Source organism: Pantoea sp. BS_8, from assembly GCF_041954965.1.
Lineage (GTDB): Bacteria > Pseudomonadota > Gammaproteobacteria > Enterobacterales > Enterobacteriaceae > Pantoea > Pantoea stewartii.
Genome location: NZ_JAVAXU010000014.1, coordinates 1 through 15,380, shown reverse-complemented (window position 1 = coordinate 15,380; position 15,380 = coordinate 1). Strand labels below are relative to the sequence as shown.

General features: G+C 54.9%; 13 protein-coding genes. 9 read left to right on the top strand and 4 right to left on the bottom strand.

Annotated features, from left to right (window positions below):
* Positions 1 to 190: 190 nt before the first annotated feature.
* The 3 genes from mprA (at position 191) to emrB (ending at position 3,594) form a co-directional block, all read left to right on the top strand.
* Entirely contained in the window at positions 191 to 721 is a 531-nt protein-coding gene (gene mprA / locus RAC65_RS19700) for a transcriptional repressor MprA (protein ID WP_033739447.1), read from the top strand.
* 148 nt (positions 722 to 869) lie between these two features.
* On the top strand, positions 870 to 2,042 hold the full coding sequence (gene emrA, locus RAC65_RS19695; RefSeq protein WP_375097063.1) for a multidrug efflux MFS transporter periplasmic adaptor subunit EmrA: 1,173 nt from the start codon (positions 870 to 872) through the stop codon (positions 2,040 to 2,042).
* 16 nt (positions 2,043 to 2,058) lie between these two features.
* A complete protein-coding gene (gene emrB / locus RAC65_RS19690) occupies positions 2,059 to 3,594 on the top strand; it encodes a multidrug efflux MFS transporter permease subunit EmrB (RefSeq protein WP_039340119.1) in 1,536 nt (511 codons plus the stop codon).
* Positions 3,595 to 3,652: 58 nt separating this feature from the next.
* Here the strand turns inward: emrB and RAC65_RS19685 are convergent, their stop codons facing one another.
* Positions 3,653 to 4,702, bottom strand: coding sequence for an NAD(P)-dependent alcohol dehydrogenase (locus RAC65_RS19685; protein WP_039340121.1), 1,050 nt, complete (start codon positions 4,700 to 4,702; stop codon positions 3,653 to 3,655).
* 111 nt (positions 4,703 to 4,813) lie between these two features.
* On the opposite strand from RAC65_RS19685, the gene RAC65_RS19680 reads away from it, so the two are divergent.
* Complete coding sequence (locus tag RAC65_RS19680; protein ID WP_006120688.1) at positions 4,814 to 5,206, top strand: helix-turn-helix domain-containing protein; 393 nt, start codon at positions 4,814 to 4,816, stop codon at positions 5,204 to 5,206.
* 66 nt (positions 5,207 to 5,272) lie between these two features.
* Here the strand turns inward: RAC65_RS19680 and RAC65_RS19675 are convergent, their stop codons facing one another.
* Positions 5,273 to 6,388, bottom strand: a complete 1,116-nt coding sequence (locus RAC65_RS19675) for a tRNA/rRNA methyltransferase (protein WP_006120689.1) — start codon at positions 6,386 to 6,388, stop codon at positions 5,273 to 5,275.
* A gap of 160 nt (positions 6,389 to 6,548) precedes the next feature.
* Here RAC65_RS19675 and trxC point away from each other — a divergent pair, with 160 nt between their 5' ends.
* The 4 genes from trxC (at position 6,549) to pssA (ending at position 12,002) form a co-directional block, all read left to right on the top strand.
* The gene (gene trxC, locus RAC65_RS19670) at positions 6,549 to 6,968 is read left to right on the top strand and encodes a thioredoxin TrxC (protein WP_039340125.1); all 420 of its coding nucleotides are present in this window, start codon (positions 6,549 to 6,551) and stop codon (positions 6,966 to 6,968) included.
* An 82-nt stretch (positions 6,969 to 7,050) separates the two neighbouring features.
* Positions 7,051 to 7,731, top strand: coding sequence for a tRNA-uridine aminocarboxypropyltransferase (locus RAC65_RS19665; RefSeq protein WP_033739452.1), 681 nt, complete (start codon positions 7,051 to 7,053; stop codon positions 7,729 to 7,731).
* A gap of 140 nt (positions 7,732 to 7,871) precedes the next feature.
* Positions 7,872 to 10,547, top strand: a complete 2,676-nt coding sequence (locus RAC65_RS19660) for a GNAT family N-acetyltransferase (RefSeq protein ID WP_375097062.1) — start codon at positions 7,872 to 7,874, stop codon at positions 10,545 to 10,547.
* 99 nt (positions 10,548 to 10,646) lie between these two features.
* A complete protein-coding gene (pssA, locus tag RAC65_RS19655; protein WP_039340129.1) occupies positions 10,647 to 12,002 on the top strand; it encodes a CDP-diacylglycerol--serine O-phosphatidyltransferase in 1,356 nt (451 codons plus the stop codon).
* Between the two features lie 41 nt (positions 12,003 to 12,043).
* Here pssA and RAC65_RS19650 read toward each other — a convergent pair whose 3' ends face one another.
* Together RAC65_RS19650 and RAC65_RS19645 are read right to left on the bottom strand one after the other, a co-directional pair.
* Positions 12,044 to 13,339 (bottom strand): MFS family transporter, encoded by a 1,296-nt coding sequence (locus RAC65_RS19650; protein WP_039340130.1) that lies wholly within the window; start codon positions 13,337 to 13,339, stop codon positions 12,044 to 12,046.
* A gap of 222 nt (positions 13,340 to 13,561) precedes the next feature.
* The gene (locus tag RAC65_RS19645; protein WP_375097061.1) at positions 13,562 to 14,602 is read right to left on the bottom strand and encodes a zinc-dependent alcohol dehydrogenase family protein; all 1,041 of its coding nucleotides are present in this window, start codon (positions 14,600 to 14,602) and stop codon (positions 13,562 to 13,564) included.
* Positions 14,603 to 14,734: 132 nt separating this feature from the next.
* Here RAC65_RS19645 and RAC65_RS19640 point away from each other — a divergent pair, with 132 nt between their 5' ends.
* Positions 14,735 to 15,196, top strand: coding sequence for an Lrp/AsnC family transcriptional regulator (locus RAC65_RS19640; RefSeq protein WP_233255815.1), 462 nt, complete (start codon positions 14,735 to 14,737; stop codon positions 15,194 to 15,196).
* The last annotated feature ends 184 nt before the right edge of the window (positions 15,197 to 15,380 follow it).

Sequence of the window (15,380 nt, the reverse complement as noted above, 5' to 3'; positions counted from 1 at the left end):
TGTCGTACCGTTTCGCTCTACGACCAACGCCTGTGATATCGATGCGCACCACCTTCACCCTGGGGTCAAGGACAGATCTTGAATCACCACAGTGGAACAGCCCGAGAACACCGCTTCTGTGTCCGGTGACTCAACAGTCATGCTGTCGCCGTGGTTACTATAAAAGTTGAAATTAGTGAGGTTTTTTCTAATGGAAAGTTCGTTTACTCCCATTGAGCAAATGTTAAACATCCGCGCCAATCGTCATGCGGATTTCCCCTTCCAGGAGATTCTTCTGACGCGACTCTGCATGCATATGCAAGGTAAGCTGCTGGATAATCGTAATAAAATGCTGAAAGAACAGGGCATCAATGAAACCCTGTTTATGGCATTGCTGACCCTGGATGCGCAGGAAGATCAGAGCATTCAGCCTTCTGAACTGAGCACCGCGCTGGGTTCATCACGTACCAACGCCACGCGCATCGCTGATGAGCTGGAAAAACGCGGCTGGATTGAGCGCCGTGAAAGTGCGCAGGATCGCCGCTGTCTGCATCTGCATCTGACCGACAAAGGTAATGCCTTCCTGCAGCAGGTTCTGCCGCCGCAGCATCAGAGCCTGCAATATCTGTGGTCCGCTCTGACCGCTGACGAAAAGTCGCAGCTCGAAAGCATCACCCGTAAGTTGCTTACCCGACTGGATAAAATGGAAGAAGACAAACTGTCTGCCTCGTTATCACGGTAATAGCAAGATCTGCGACACAATCACCTGACGAAATCGTTATTTTAACCCTCTTTCATCCGGCCAGCGCTTAGTCGCTGGCTTTTTTGGCTCGGGCGAAGGCGAAAACGGACTTGACCTCGCCGACATAGTGGAAAACGTGGAGAAATACATGAGTGCATCAGAGGCGCAAAGCCCGCATCAGCCTGTGAACAACAAAAAGAAAAAGCGCAAAGGCGCACTGATTTTACTGGCGCTGGTGGTCGTACTGCTCGGCATTGCGTGGGGCGTATACTGGTTTTTAGTGTTGCGTCATTTTCAGGAAACGGATGATGCCTATGTTGCGGGTAATCAGGTGCAGATCATGGCCCAGGTATCAGGCAGCGTGAACAAAGTCTGGTTTGACGATACGGACTATGTCAAAAAAGGGGATGTGCTGGTGTCGCTGGATAAAACTGACGCACAGCAGGCCTTTGAAAAAGCGCAGACGGAGCTGGCTACCAGCGTTCGTCAGGTGCACCAACAGATGATTAATGCGAAACAGTATCAGGCCACCATTGCACTCCGTCAGACGGCGTTGGATCAGGCGCAGGCCGATCTGAAACGCCGCGAACCGTTGGGTGCGTCCAACCTGATTGGCCGTGAAGAACTGCAACATGCGCGCGATGCCGTGGCCTCCGCGAAAGCAGAGCTGGATGTGGCGATTCAGCAATACAACGCCAACCAGGCGATCATCCTGAACACCTCACTGGAAAACCAGCCTGCCGTAAAACAGAGCGCCGCGCAGCTGCGCGACGCCTGGCTGGCGCTGCAACGTACCGACATTCGCAGCCCGATGGACGGTTATGTCTCGCGTCGTAGCGTCCAGGTTGGATCGCAAATCAGCACCAGTACCCCGCTGATGGCTGTCGTCCCGGCGACGGATTTGTGGGTGGATGCAAACTTCAAAGAAACCCAACTGGCAGGCGTGCGTATTGGTCAACCGGCCACCGTTGTGGCAGATATCTACGGCGACGATGTGGTCTATCACGGCAAAGTGGTGGGGCTGGATATGGGCACAGGCAGCGCGTTTTCCCTGTTACCTGCACAGAACGCCACGGGCAACTGGATTAAAGTCGTTCAGCGCCTGCCAGTGCGCATTGAGCTGAACCAGGACGAAGTCGCGAAGCACCCACTGCGTATTGGCCTGTCAACGTTGGTCAAAATTGATACCGACAATAAAGACGGTAGCGTATTGGCTACCAGCGTACGTCAGCAGGCAGCTTACAGCACTAACGCGCTGGCCATTGACCTGGCACCGGTTAATACGCTGATCACCGATATCGTCCACGCGAACGCCGGATGATGAGCCGGAGGCTGTAATGGCACAAACACCGCTTAAAGGGATGCCGCTGGTCTTAATGACCATTGCGTTATCGCTGGCGACGTTCATGCAGGTTCTGGACTCTACCATTGCGAACGTTGCGATTCCGACGATTGCCGGTAACCTGGGAGCGTCCAACTCCCAGGGAACCTGGGTCATCACCTCATTCGGGGTGGCCAATGCTATCTCGATTCCGATTACCGGCTGGCTCGCCAGGCGCATCGGTGAAGTCAAACTTTTTACCTGGTCCACTATCCTGTTTGCGCTGGCCTCCTGGGCCTGCGGTATGTCAGAAAGCCTGGAGATGCTGATTTTCTTCCGCGTCATTCAGGGGATCGTGGCCGGTCCGTTGATTCCGCTGTCGCAAAGCCTGTTGCTGAACAACTATCCCCCGGCCAAGCGCAGTATCGCCCTGTCGCTCTGGGCGATGACGGTGATCGTGGCCCCGATATGTGGACCGATCCTCGGCGGCTGGATCAGCGATAACTACCACTGGGGCTGGATCTTCTTTATCAACGTTCCTATCGGGGTTGTCGTCATTATGCTGACGCTGCAAACCCTGCGTGGTCGTGAAACCCAGACACAGATTCGACCGATCGATACCGTCGGCCTGGTCCTGCTGATTGTCGGAGTCGGTTCGCTGCAGGTCATGCTGGATCGGGGTAAAGAGCTGGACTGGTTTAGTTCGACGGAAATCATCGTTCTGACCATTGTCGCCGTGGTGGCGCTCGTAATGTTGCTGATATGGGAGTTGACGGATGAGCATCCGATAGTCGATCTGTCGCTGTTCAAATCGCGTAATTTCACCATAGGCTGTTTGTCGATTAGCCTGGCCTACATGCTCTATTTTGGCTCGATTGTCCTGTTGCCGCAGTTGCTGCAGGAGGTCTACGGCTATACCGCAACCTGGGCCGGGCTGGCGTCGGCACCGGTGGGGATTATCCCGGTTATCCTGTCGCCGATTATTGGGCGTTTCTCGCATAAGATAGACATGCGGCAACTGGTAACGTTTAGCTTCATTATGTATGCCATATGTTTTTACTGGCGAGCTTACACCTTTGAGCCCGAGATGGACTTTGCGGCCTCCGCCTGGCCTCAGTTTATTCAGGGCTTCGCGGTGGCCTGCTTCTTTATGCCATTGACGACAATTACGCTTTCCGGTCTGCCACCGGAGCGCATGGCCGCGGCATCCAGCCTGTCTAACTTTGTGCGTACGCTGGCGGGCTCGATTGGCACTTCCATTACCACGACAATGTGGACGGATCGTGAGGCAATGCACCACAGCAACCTCACCGAATCGGTGACGCCGTACAACATCAATGCGCAGCAGATGTACAGCCAGCTTGAAGGGATGGGCATGTCGCATCAGCAGGCATCGGCCTACATCGCCCAGCAGATCACCAATCAGGGGCTGATTATCTCTGCCAATGAGATTTTCTGGGCCTCGGCGGGCGTGTTCCTCGTCTTGCTGGTCCTGATCTGGTTTGCCCGTCCACCGTTCGGCGCGGGCGGCGGAGGCGGCGGCGCGCACTAGCGGCTGCCGCACTGTCTTCGCCGGTTCTGGCGTACCTGCCCGGTACGCCAGAACGTCCTTACCAACGCGTCGCTTTTATATCAATCACGAACCGGTATTTCACCTCCCCTTTCAGCATCCGCGCAAATGCCTCTTCTGTCTGCTCTCCGCGAATCAATTCAATGTCAGCCGTAATATTGTTCTCACCGCAGAAGTCCAGCATGTCCTGCGTTTCTTTGATGCTGCCAATAGAAGAGCCGCTGATGCTTAAACGGCGGAATACCATAGGCGTGATATCCGGTGAGGCGTGCGGGCTGTCGGGAATGCCCACCAGCACCAGACGGCCATTGGTTTTAAGCGTGGCCAGATAGGGATCCAGATCGTGAGGCGCGGCAACGCAGTCCACGATCAGATCCAGCGACTGCTGACTGGCCTGCATCTCTGCTGCATGACGTGATACCACAACATGACGGGCACCAAGTCGGCGCGCATCTTCCGCTTTGTCGGGAGAGGTGGTGAACAGCGTGACGTCCGCACCCAGTGCGCTCGCCAGTTTTACCGCCATGTGCCCCAGCCCACCCAGGCCAATGACGCCAACCTTGTCGCCCGCTTTGACATCAAAGTGACGGAGCGGTGACCACACAGTGACGCCCGCACACAATAGCGGGGCCACGCCTGCCAGCGGCAAGTGCGAAGGAACCGATACGACAAAATCCTGATCGACGACAACGTGTTCCGCATAACCGCCCCGGGTGCGCTCCCCGGTATATTTATCTGTGCCGTTATAGGTCGCGGTGAAGCCAGCTTCGCAATACTGCTCTTCCTGCTGCTGACAAAAACGACAGGTGCGGCAGGCATCCACCATCACGCCCACACCGACAAGATCGCCGGGGGCAAAACGGCTGGCCTTTCCGCCGGTTTCAATAACCCGGCCCACAATTTCATGACCGGGTACTAATGGATAGTGGCTCACCGCCCACTCATTGCGGGCCATGTGCAAATCGGAGTGGCAAACGCCACAGTAAAGAATTTCGATTCTGACATCACTGGGCTGAAGCGGACGCAGCGCTATCTGGCCGGGCGTCAGGGGTTGTGTCGCATCGTGGGCGATCAGTGCATTGATTTTCATTGTGCCTCTCATCGTATCTGGCGTTATTTAACGGAAGGCGGCAAACTCTACTGAAATGGGTTCATTATTGATAGTAGTCACCCTTTGGTGACCATAGAAAGGAAGGACACTATGCCAGCCTGGGTTGACGGAAAACTGGTTTTTTATGTGGATTCGCCACCGCGCCGCCTGATGGATCTGTTTTCGGTGAAGTGGAGCACAATGGTGCTGCACGCGCTGTTTCACTGGCCTGGCGGCCGTGCACGCACGGGGGAACTGCAGCGAAGCCTGCAGGGAATATCGAAAAAGATGTTGTTTCAGACGCTAAAAGAGCTGGAGCAACGCGGACTAATTTCCCGCCATGTTTATGACGTGGTGCCGCCTAAAGTGGAATATCAGTTAACGGCGCTGGGCAGAACCTTTGCGGAACCGGTGGAACAGCTTTATCAATGGGGACTGGAGAATCAACAGGTACTTGATGAGATGGATGCGCATTATCAGCGATCAAAGCCTGAGGGAGAGTAAAGCGCGGTAACGAACGGCATAGAGCATGATGGCGCCTTGGCCGCGCCATCGTTTTGCTCGCACAGATTATGCGTTCTGACGCCACCATTCGGCTAACAGCACACCGGTCGCGACCGACACATTCAGACTTTCCACATTACCGGTGCCGCCAATTGACAGGCTCATATCGCCCTGCTGGAACGTGCTGTCGGACAAGCCTTCACGTTCCTGCCCTAACACCAGGACCATTTTGGCAGGCAGCTCGGCTTCAGACAGCGGCGTACCCTGATGGCTGGATGTGGTTACGATGGTATAACCCGCTTTACGGAACGCGTCGAGGCCTTGCGTAAAGGTTGTGCCGCTGATGGCCTGAACGTGTTCCGCCCCGCCTTCCGCGGTACGAACTGCCGCGCCGGATTCCAGCAACGAGGCATCATTCACCAGCAGCCCTTTCACACCGAAATGTGCACAGCTACGCATGATAGCGCCAAGGTTATGTGGGTTACTGACATCTTCAAGGGCCAGCACGCAGTCTTTGCTTTCGGCCTTCTCCAGCCACGCGGCCACATCCATGCCCATGCGCTTTTTAATCAGGAAGCACACGCCGCCATGGTGTTCGGTGCCGGAGGCTTTGGTGATCTCAGCGTCATCTACCACGTGGTAGGCTTTACGGTTCGCTGCCAGCCAGCGCAGCGCGTCGCGAAAACGCGGCGTAACGCTCTGCACAAACCAGGCACGCACGATGCTTTCGGGACGGCTCTGGAACAGCGCCTGACAGGCGTTTTCGCCATAAACCCGGGTTTCTTCCAGGCGCTGGCGGCGGATCTGCTCTACGTCCACGACACCTTTACCGCTGATGCCCGGGTTATCCGATTTGGGCTCATCGACCGGAGCACGGGAAACGGTGCGCCAGGGCGAATCACTGCTGCCGTAAGCGTCGCGGTTATCGCTGCTGCGATCGTTGCGGCGAGGTGCACTGTCATTGCGGCGTGGCGCGCTGTCGCTGCGACGACCTGTACTGCGTCCGCCTTCTTCACTGCGCTCAGTACGTGGGCCGGATGAACGACGAGTGTCTTCACGGCGAGCAGCAGGACGGCCACCTTTGCCTGTACGAGGATTGGGCGCACGCGCGCTTTGCTCATCTTCGCCACGCACATACATGACTTTGACCTTACCACTTTTGCCTTTAAATTCGTCGTTCATTTCTTCCTCCTGCATTGAGAGCGCGCAGATTACCTGATGTGACTGCGCTTAGCTATCAACTATTGAACCTATAGAGCAATCCACATTGAGCGGATCTTATCACCCTTTCATAATGGACAATATTGAGCAAAGCGCTCTACATCATTATCAGAGGTTTTTTATGAATACGGTATGCACGTCTTGTCAGGCAACCAATCGCGTTCCCGAAGAACGGCTTGCCGATGGTGCCAAATGTGGTCGTTGTGGCGAAAGCCTGTTTTCGGGTGACGTGATCAACGCCACTGCCGCCACGCTGGACAGCTATCTGCAGGATGACCTGCCTGTCGTCGTGGATTTTTGGGCACCCTGGTGCGGCCCTTGTGTCAACTTTGCGCCCGTTTATAAAGACGTCGCGCAGGAGCGTAGCGGTAAGGTTCGCTTTCTGAAGGTGAATACCGAAGCCGAGCCAGCCCTGAGCAGCCGTTTCCGCATTCGCAGTATCCCGACCATCATGGTGTTTAAAAAAGGCGAGATGGTGGATGTGCTGAACGGCGCGATGCCGAAAGCCCCCTTTAATGAGTGGCTCGACGAATCCCTGTAAGTCCCTGAGGCCAGCATCTGCTGGCCTTTTCCTTTTGTCCGACGCTTCGATTACACTACGCTTTTTCCTGTCCTGAAGAATCATGTCTGATAACGCCGTTTTACGTTTACGCAGCCAACGTCTGGCGCGTGCTACGCGTCCTTTTTTAGCCCGCGGAAATCGTGTGCTTCGCTGTCAGGGCTGTCTGTTACCGGAAAAACAGTGCCTGTGCGACAGCATCGTTACACAGTCCGCCCGGAGCCGCTTTTGCCTGGTGATGTTTGATACCGAGCCGATGAAGCCAAGCAATACCGGCCGGTTGATTGCGGATGTGTTGCCAAATACGCAGGCCTTTGGCTGGTCACGCACGGAGCCCGATCCGCTGTTACTGGCGGCGGTGGCCGATGGGGCTTATCAGCCGATGGTGGTTTTTCCTGCCTCCTATGCGGATGACGGTCGCGAGGTTCTCCACGCGCCGCCGCTGTCGGGCAAACCGCCGCTGTTTATTATGCTGGACGGTACCTGGAATGAGGCGCGGAAGATGTTTCGCAAAAGCCCCTGGCTTGATCGTTTCCCGGTGCTGTCGCTCAATGTAACGTCCCCTTCCCGCTACACGCTGCGTGAAGCACATGGCGAAGGCCAGCACTGTACGGCAGAAATTGCAGCGGCATTACTGCAGCAGGCGGGCGACAGCGACGCAGCGCAGGCTTTATCCCGGCATTTCGAGCAGTTTCGCCAGGCTTACCTGGCCGGTAAACCGCACCATCCCGGTCAGAACCGATAACGTTAGCGGTCACGTACATGCGTGACGAATAGTGTCCCGGGCGCGCTGATGTACGCCCTTCTTCAGCCTGCGATCTGCCCGGCGGTAAAACGGGGCAAATACGTTTACAATCACCTAAATCCTGATGAATGGAGTACGTGATGAGTCAACGCGGACTGGAAGCGCTGTTAAGGCCGAAATCCATTGCGGTTATCGGCGCCTCGATCAAACCGGGACGCGCAGGCTATTTCATGATGCGCAACCTGCTGGCCGGCGGCTTTAGCGGACCGGTGTTGCCGGTTACGCCAAAATACAAAGCCGTCAGCGGCGTGCTGGCCTGGCCTGATATTCACAGTCTGCCTTTCGCCCCGGATTTGGCGGTCATTTGCACCCATCACAAAAGGAATCTGGAACTGCTGCAGCAGCTTGGCGAGAAAGGCTGTAAAGCCTGCATCATTCTTTCTGCGCCCACCAGCCAGCTTCCCGAATTAAAACAGTGCGCCAGCCGCTGGCAGATCCGCCTGCTCGGCCCTAACAGTCTGGGCCTGCTGGCACCGTGGCAGGGACTGAATGCCAGCTTTTCGCCCGTACCCATTGCTAAGGGCCGCATTGCGTTTATTTCGCAGTCATCCGCCGTCTCTAATACCATTCTCGACTGGGCACAGCAGCGTAACCTGGGCTTCTCCTGGTTTATCGCGCTGGGAGACAGTTTGGATACCGACGTGGATGACCTGCTGGATTTTCTTGCCCGCGATGGCAAAACCAGCGCGATTCTGCTTTATCTTGAACATCTTAGTGATGCACGCCGTTTTGTCTCGGCTTCGCGAAGCGCCTCACGTAATAAGCCCATCCTGATCATCAAAAGTGGGCGCAGCCGTCAGGCACAGGCGTTGCTGGGAACGCACAGTGGTCTGGATGCCGCCTGGGATGCCGCCATTCAGCGCGCCGGGTTACTGCGGGTACAGGATACCCACGAGCTGTTTACCGCAGTGGAATCCTTAAGCCATATGCGCCCGCCGCGTGGTCATCGCCTGATGATCGTCAGCAATGGTGCCGCGCCCGCCGCACTGGCGCTGGATGAACTCTATGCCCGCAACGGTAAGCTGGCCGTGCTGAGCGACGAGACCGTGCAGCAGCTCAATGCTGTCCTGCCGGAGGGCGTCGGACATGGCAATCCGCTTGATTTAAAAGACGATGCCACACCGGCGCGTTATCTTGACTGTATTAGCGTGCTGCTCGACAGCCATGATTTAGATGCGTTGATGCTGATTCATGCCCCCAGTGCCGTTGCCCCCGCCACCGAAACCGCAGAGAAAATTATTCAGCTGGTGCAACAACATCCGCGCGGTAAACAGCTTACGCTGTTGACGAACTGGTGCGGGGAATACTCTTCTCAGGCGGCGCGCCGGGCTTTTACGCAGGCGGGCATTCCTACCTGGCGCACGCCGGAAGGTACCGTTACCGCCTTTATGCACCAGGTGGAATACCGGCGTAATCAGAAGTTACTGCGGGAAACCCCCGCGCTGCCGGCCAGTCTGACTCAGGACAGTGCGCAGGCGCACCAGATCTTATCTCAGGCATTAAATCAGGGTGTGTTATCGCTGGATACGCATGAGGTGCAGCCGGTGCTCAAAGCCTACGGGCTGGCCACTCTGCCCACCTGGATTGCGAAAGACAGCGATGATGCGGTCACCATTGCCGAACAAATCGGTTACCCGGTTGCGCTAAAACTGCGCTCCCCGGACGTGGCGCATAAATCCGACGTCCAGGGCGTGATGCTGTATCTGCGCAATGCTGCTGAAGTGCGGCGCGCGGCAGACGCCATTATCGACCGCGTAAAACAGACGTTACCCAGCGCTCGAATCGAAGGGCTGGTCGTGCAGAGCATGGCAAATCGTGCCGGAGCACAGGAGCTGCGCATCGTCGTGGAACAGGATCCGCTGTTTGGCCCGATCATCATGCTGGGTGAAGGTGGCGTGGAATGGCAGGCTGAGAAACAGGCTGCCGTAGCGTTGCCGCCGCTCAATATGACGCTGGCGCGCTATCTGGTCATACAGGCGATCAAAGGCGGTAAGATCCGCAGCCGCAGTGCGCTCATCCCTCTTGATGTTGCCGCGCTGAGCCAGTTACTGGTACAGGTGTCTAACCTGGTGGTGGATTGCCCGGAAATAGCGCGCCTGGATATTCATCCGCTGTTGGCGGCGGGCAGTGATTTCACGCTGCTGGACGTCACCCTGTCGTTGGCCCCCTTTGACGGTGACAGCGAAACCCGCCTGGCGATTCGTCCTTATCCTCAGCACCTGGAAGAGGAGGTGGAGCTGAAAGATGGTCAGCATTGCCTGTTCCGCCCGATCTTACCTGAAGATGAACCGCTGCTGCGTGACTTCATCAGTCAGGTAACCAAAGAAGATCTCTACTACCGCTATTTCAGCGAAATTAACGAATTCACACATGACGATCTGGCCAATATGACGCAGATCGACTATGACCGGGAAATGGCGATCGTCGCGGTGCGTCAGCACCAGGGACAGCCGAAGATCATCGGCGTCACCCGCGCCATTTCGGATGCCGACAACATTGATGCAGAGTTCTCCGTGCTGGTACGTTCCGATCTGAAAGGTCTGGGAATGGGGCGGCGGTTACTCGAAAAAATGATTCGTTACACCCGCGCCCATGGCCTGCAACAACTGAACGGCATCACCATGCCGGGCAACCGTGGCATGGTCACGCTGGCGAAAAAACTCAATTTTAACGTGGATGTGCAGATGGACGATGGTATCGTCAGCCTTAAGCTTTTGTTACAGGATAATGTCAATTTACCGTGTACAGAAAAGTAAAAATCGCCCGGTCAGCTCGGGTTGATGTTATTATTTAGCGTTATGACCCTGATTTGGTGGCAAAAGGCCATACAATGAACCGAGAAGAAGTGCACTGTGATGTTGTCTAAATTTAAGCGCAATAAACACCAACAACACCTCGCACAGCTGCCTAAACTGTCACAATCTGTTGCGGATGTGTCGACGCTTTATTCGCCTGGCGAATTCCGTGAGACGCTTTTGGAAAAGATTGCGTCAGCGCAATCGCGCATTTGTATCGTCGCCCTTTATCTGGAAAATGACGATGCGGGCCGCGCCGTCATGAACGCACTCTATGCGGCAAAAATCGCGCGTCCACAGCTGGATATCAGTATTTTAGTTGACTGGCACCGCGCCCAGCGCGGGCGCATTGGTGCCGCGCGCGGCGTCACTAACGCCGACTGGTATTGTGAGATGGCCCAGCAACATCCCGACAGCGTGATTCCGGTGTACGGCATCCCGGTGAATACGCGTGAAGCGCTGGGCGTACTGCACCTGAAAGGTTTCATCATTGATGACATGCTGCTTTACAGCGGTGCCAGCATTAATGACGTCTACCTGCACCAGCATGATAAATACCGCTACGACCGCTATCAGCTCATCCGTAACCCCGCCCTGGCTGACACCATGTTCGAATGGATTAATCACCATTTGAAAGAGGCGGAGGCGGTGAATCGTCTGGACTATGCAGAGCGGCCTTCCAGCCCGGAAATTAAAAACGAAACCCGGCAGTTTCGTCAGGACCTGCGCGGTTTTAACTATCAGTTTGAAGGCAACGCTGGCAACGATGAGCTGGCCGTAACGCCTTTAGTGGGCTTAGGTAAACACAGCCTGCTTAACAAGACCATTTTCCATCTGATGCCCTGCGCAGAGAAAAAACTCACTATCTGCACCCCCTATTTCAACCTGCCCGCCTTGCTGGTGCGCAATATCATTGCCCTGTTACGTCAGGGCAAAGATGTCGAGATCATTGTGGGTGATAAGACGGCGAATGACTTCTATATTGCACCCGATGAGCCGTTCAAGATCATCGGTGCACTGCCCTATCTCTACGAAATTAATCTGCGTCGCTTTTTGAGTCGCCTGCAGTATTACGTCAGTAACGGACAGCTGATCGTGCGCTTATGGAAAGAGGGTGAGAACAGCTATCACCTGAAAGGGATGTGGGTCGATGATGAATGGCAGCTTATTACAGGCAACAACCTGAATCCGCGCGCCTGGCGGCTGGATCTGGAAAATGCGGTACTGATCCACGATCCGCATCAGCAGCTGGCCGATCAGCGCCAGCACGAACTGATGCTGATTCGCCAACATACCACTGTGGTTAAGCATTTCCGTGAGCTGGAAAGTATTGCTGACTACCCGGCTAAAGTCCGTAAACTGATACGACGCCTGCGTCGTATCCGTATTGACCGCCTGATCAGTCGTATCCTCTAGTTTTTCAGCATGCCGCAGACTGACTGCGGCATGCTGACCGATTAAAGCGTCATGCCCTTACCCTGCCGGTGCAGCAACAGCGATACCACGAAGGCCAGTGCCCCCATCCCAGAAACATACCAGAAGAACGTGGTTTCCATGTCGTGGTGTTTCATCAGCAACGCAACATACTCTGCCGATCCACCAAAAATGGCATTCGCCACCGCATAGGAAAGCCCGACACCGAGCGTCCTGACCTGCGGTGGAAACATCTCTGCTTTTAAAATCCCACTGATCGAGGTGTAAAAACTGGTGATCAGCAGCGCCAGCATAATCAGAATAAATGCCATGCCCGGACTCTGAACGTTTTGCAAAAGTGTCAGAATGGGCACAGTACAGATTGCGGCCCCAGCCCCGAAGATCATCATGGACGTGCGGCGGCCGATTTTATCCGACAAACCACCGATAATCGGCTGCAGCAGCATATAAACCAGTAACGCGCCGGTCATTAATCCGCTGGCCGTTTTCGCATCCATGCCTGACGTATTGACCAGGTACTTTTGCATATAGGTGGTAAAGGTATAGAAACTCAGCGATCCGCCCGCGGTAAAGCCCAGTACCATCAGAAACGGCTTAGTATGATTTCGCAATAAGCCGATGACGCTGCCCGCATCGCGGTGTTCACGGGTTTGTTTATCTGAGGTCTCATCCAGCGAGCGGCGCAGCCATAACGCCACAACAGCCAGCGCGGCGCCTAAAAAGAACGGGATACGCCAGCCCCAGGTTCGTAGCTCATGATCGGTTAACAGAAACTGCAGCACCACGACCGTCAGTACCGCAGCCAGTTGGCCGCCGATTAAGGTGACATACTGGAATGAGGCATAAAATCCTTTTCGTCCTTCCAGCGCGACTTCACTCATATAGGTGGCGCTTGTGCCGTATTCACCGCCTACTGACAGCCCCTGAAACATACGCGCCAGCAAAAGCAGTGCGGGCGCGGCGATGCCAATACTTTCGTAGCCCGGCAGGCAGGCGATCACCAGCGATCCGAAACACATCATGCAGACCGAGATCAGCATGGATTTTTTGCGGCCGTGGCGGTCGCCAATGTAGCCAAATAACCAGCCGCCAATCGGCCGCATTAAGAAGCCCGCCGCAAAGACGCCTGCGGTCTGCAGCAGTTGGGTTGTGGTGTCGCCCTGGGGGAAGAAAATATGGGCAAAGTAGAGTGAGAAAAACGAGTACACATAAAAGTCGAACCATTCGACGAGATTACCTGAGGACGCGCCTACGATGGCCCAGATACGTTTTTTTCTGTCGATCGCCTGCGTGTGGGGAGTGCTGTTCATGTCTGACATGCTATGCCTCGGCTCCTTGCTGATAAGCAGCGTTAAAGCGTTGAGTAAAGCATGGACGGCAATAAAACGGAAAGAGGTGTTGCCCCGAGCCTATAAAATGTGACCTGTGTTGCTAATTTACTGAAATCATTGCGTGATATATCAGGCGGCATTTACCGATAACGCTGCGTCAGCGCCTCACGATGACATCCTGGAAGCACTGACATGCGCATAGGAAGACCGTTAAAATGCAGTGATCACCGTAACACCGGGCGATTCAAACTTATCCATATTCATTAACGCCTCTATGGATTGCTCTAGGTTAATGGTTCTGCCGATCAGTTTTTCCGGACAAAGTTTTCCTGCATGAATCATGTTCATCATCACATCATAGCGATGGGCCTGCATGCCGTGGCTGCCAATAATTTCCAGTTCATTAGCAATGACCCGCGCCATAGGGATGGGCGGTGCGCTGTGTTCACCTGCCATCAGGCCAACCTGAACGTGCCTGCCTCTTTTTCTTAACGAGTTGATAGCGTTGACACAGGTTGCCGTATGACCCAGCGCATCGATTGAAACGTGCGCCCCGCCGTGGGTGAACTCTCTGACCGCTTCCGCTACGTCGGCGACCTGCGTGGCATTTACGATGGCAACAGCGCCCAGCTCACGCGCCAGTTGCAGCTTTTCATCCGAGATATCCACCGCTATGACATTGGCGCCAAGTGCATTGGCAATCATGATGGCGGAAAGGCCTACGCCACCACAGCCGTGCACAGCAAGCCACTGCCCTGCGGACGTTTTCCCCTGATCAACAACGGCCCTGAAAGAGGTGATGAAGCGACATCCCAGACTGGCCGCAGTGGTGAAATTCAGCGTATCCGGTAGAGCAATGAGGTTCAGATCCGCCTGCTGTATGGCGACATATTCTGCGAAGGATCCCCAGTGGGTAAAGCCTGGCTGAAACTGATGATCGCAGACCTGTTGATTGCCTGAATGGCACTCATTGCATAAACCGCATCCCGAGACAAAGGGCACGGTGACATTATCGCCCGGGCGCCATTTCGTCACCGCGCTGCCGACCGCTTCAATCGTGCCGGCGAATTCATGCCCCGGCACGTGGGGTAACGGGATATCAGGATCGTGGCCGACCCAGCCATGCCAGTCGCTTCGGCAAACCCCAGTTGCTTTAACCCGAATCACAACGCCATGGGGTTCCGGTGTGGGATCCGGCAGCGTTTTCAGGACAGGCGGGGACAGAAATGATTCGTATATGACCGCTTTCATCAGTAAACCCTCATGTATGGTTTATTAAAAGTATACTGACGGGCCGTGAAATTACTTTTCGTGTATTGCAGGCGGATCATGGTTTATGAAATTATCTTTCATTAACGATAATAAGGCTGAGTGGATATTTCAGTGAGTATTCTTGATAAGAAAGATGTGGCGTTACTGCGCTATCTGCAAAAGGACGGCAGAGTATCGAGTCTTAAGCTGTCTCAGGATTTGGATATGAGCCCGGCGTCAACATGGCGGCGCCTGAAGCGGCTTGAGGACGAAGCCTTCATTGAAGGTTATCAGGCGGTAGTGAATCGTCGAAAGATGGGGTTTGGCGTGATGGCATTCGTGCGTCTGGTCTGCAGCCAACACAGTGAGGCGGCAACACGAGACTTTGAAGAGCGGATCAATGCGAATCCTTATGTCCTGTCATGCCACAATATCACTGGCGAGGCCGACTTCCTTTTGCAGGTGGTTGCGCGGGATTTAGATCATTACAGCCTGTTTATTGAAAAGGAACTGCGCAAGCTGCCGGGGATCCTGAGCATTAATTCTTCGATTTCGCTCAGGGAAGTGAAAAAAAGCCATCCCCTGCCGGTCTGAGGGTACGGTTTACTTTCTGACCCAGGATGGCGGGCCTGGAGAATTTATACAAAGAAACGGTACCAGGCGACGATGGAAGGAGTCTTGCCAACCGGTTCAGTGCAAACAGCAGCGTAGGATATCGGGCTCAAGAGGCTTTAAACGGCCATAAGATTCTGCCCGGCTGCCTGCTGAACCATGATTT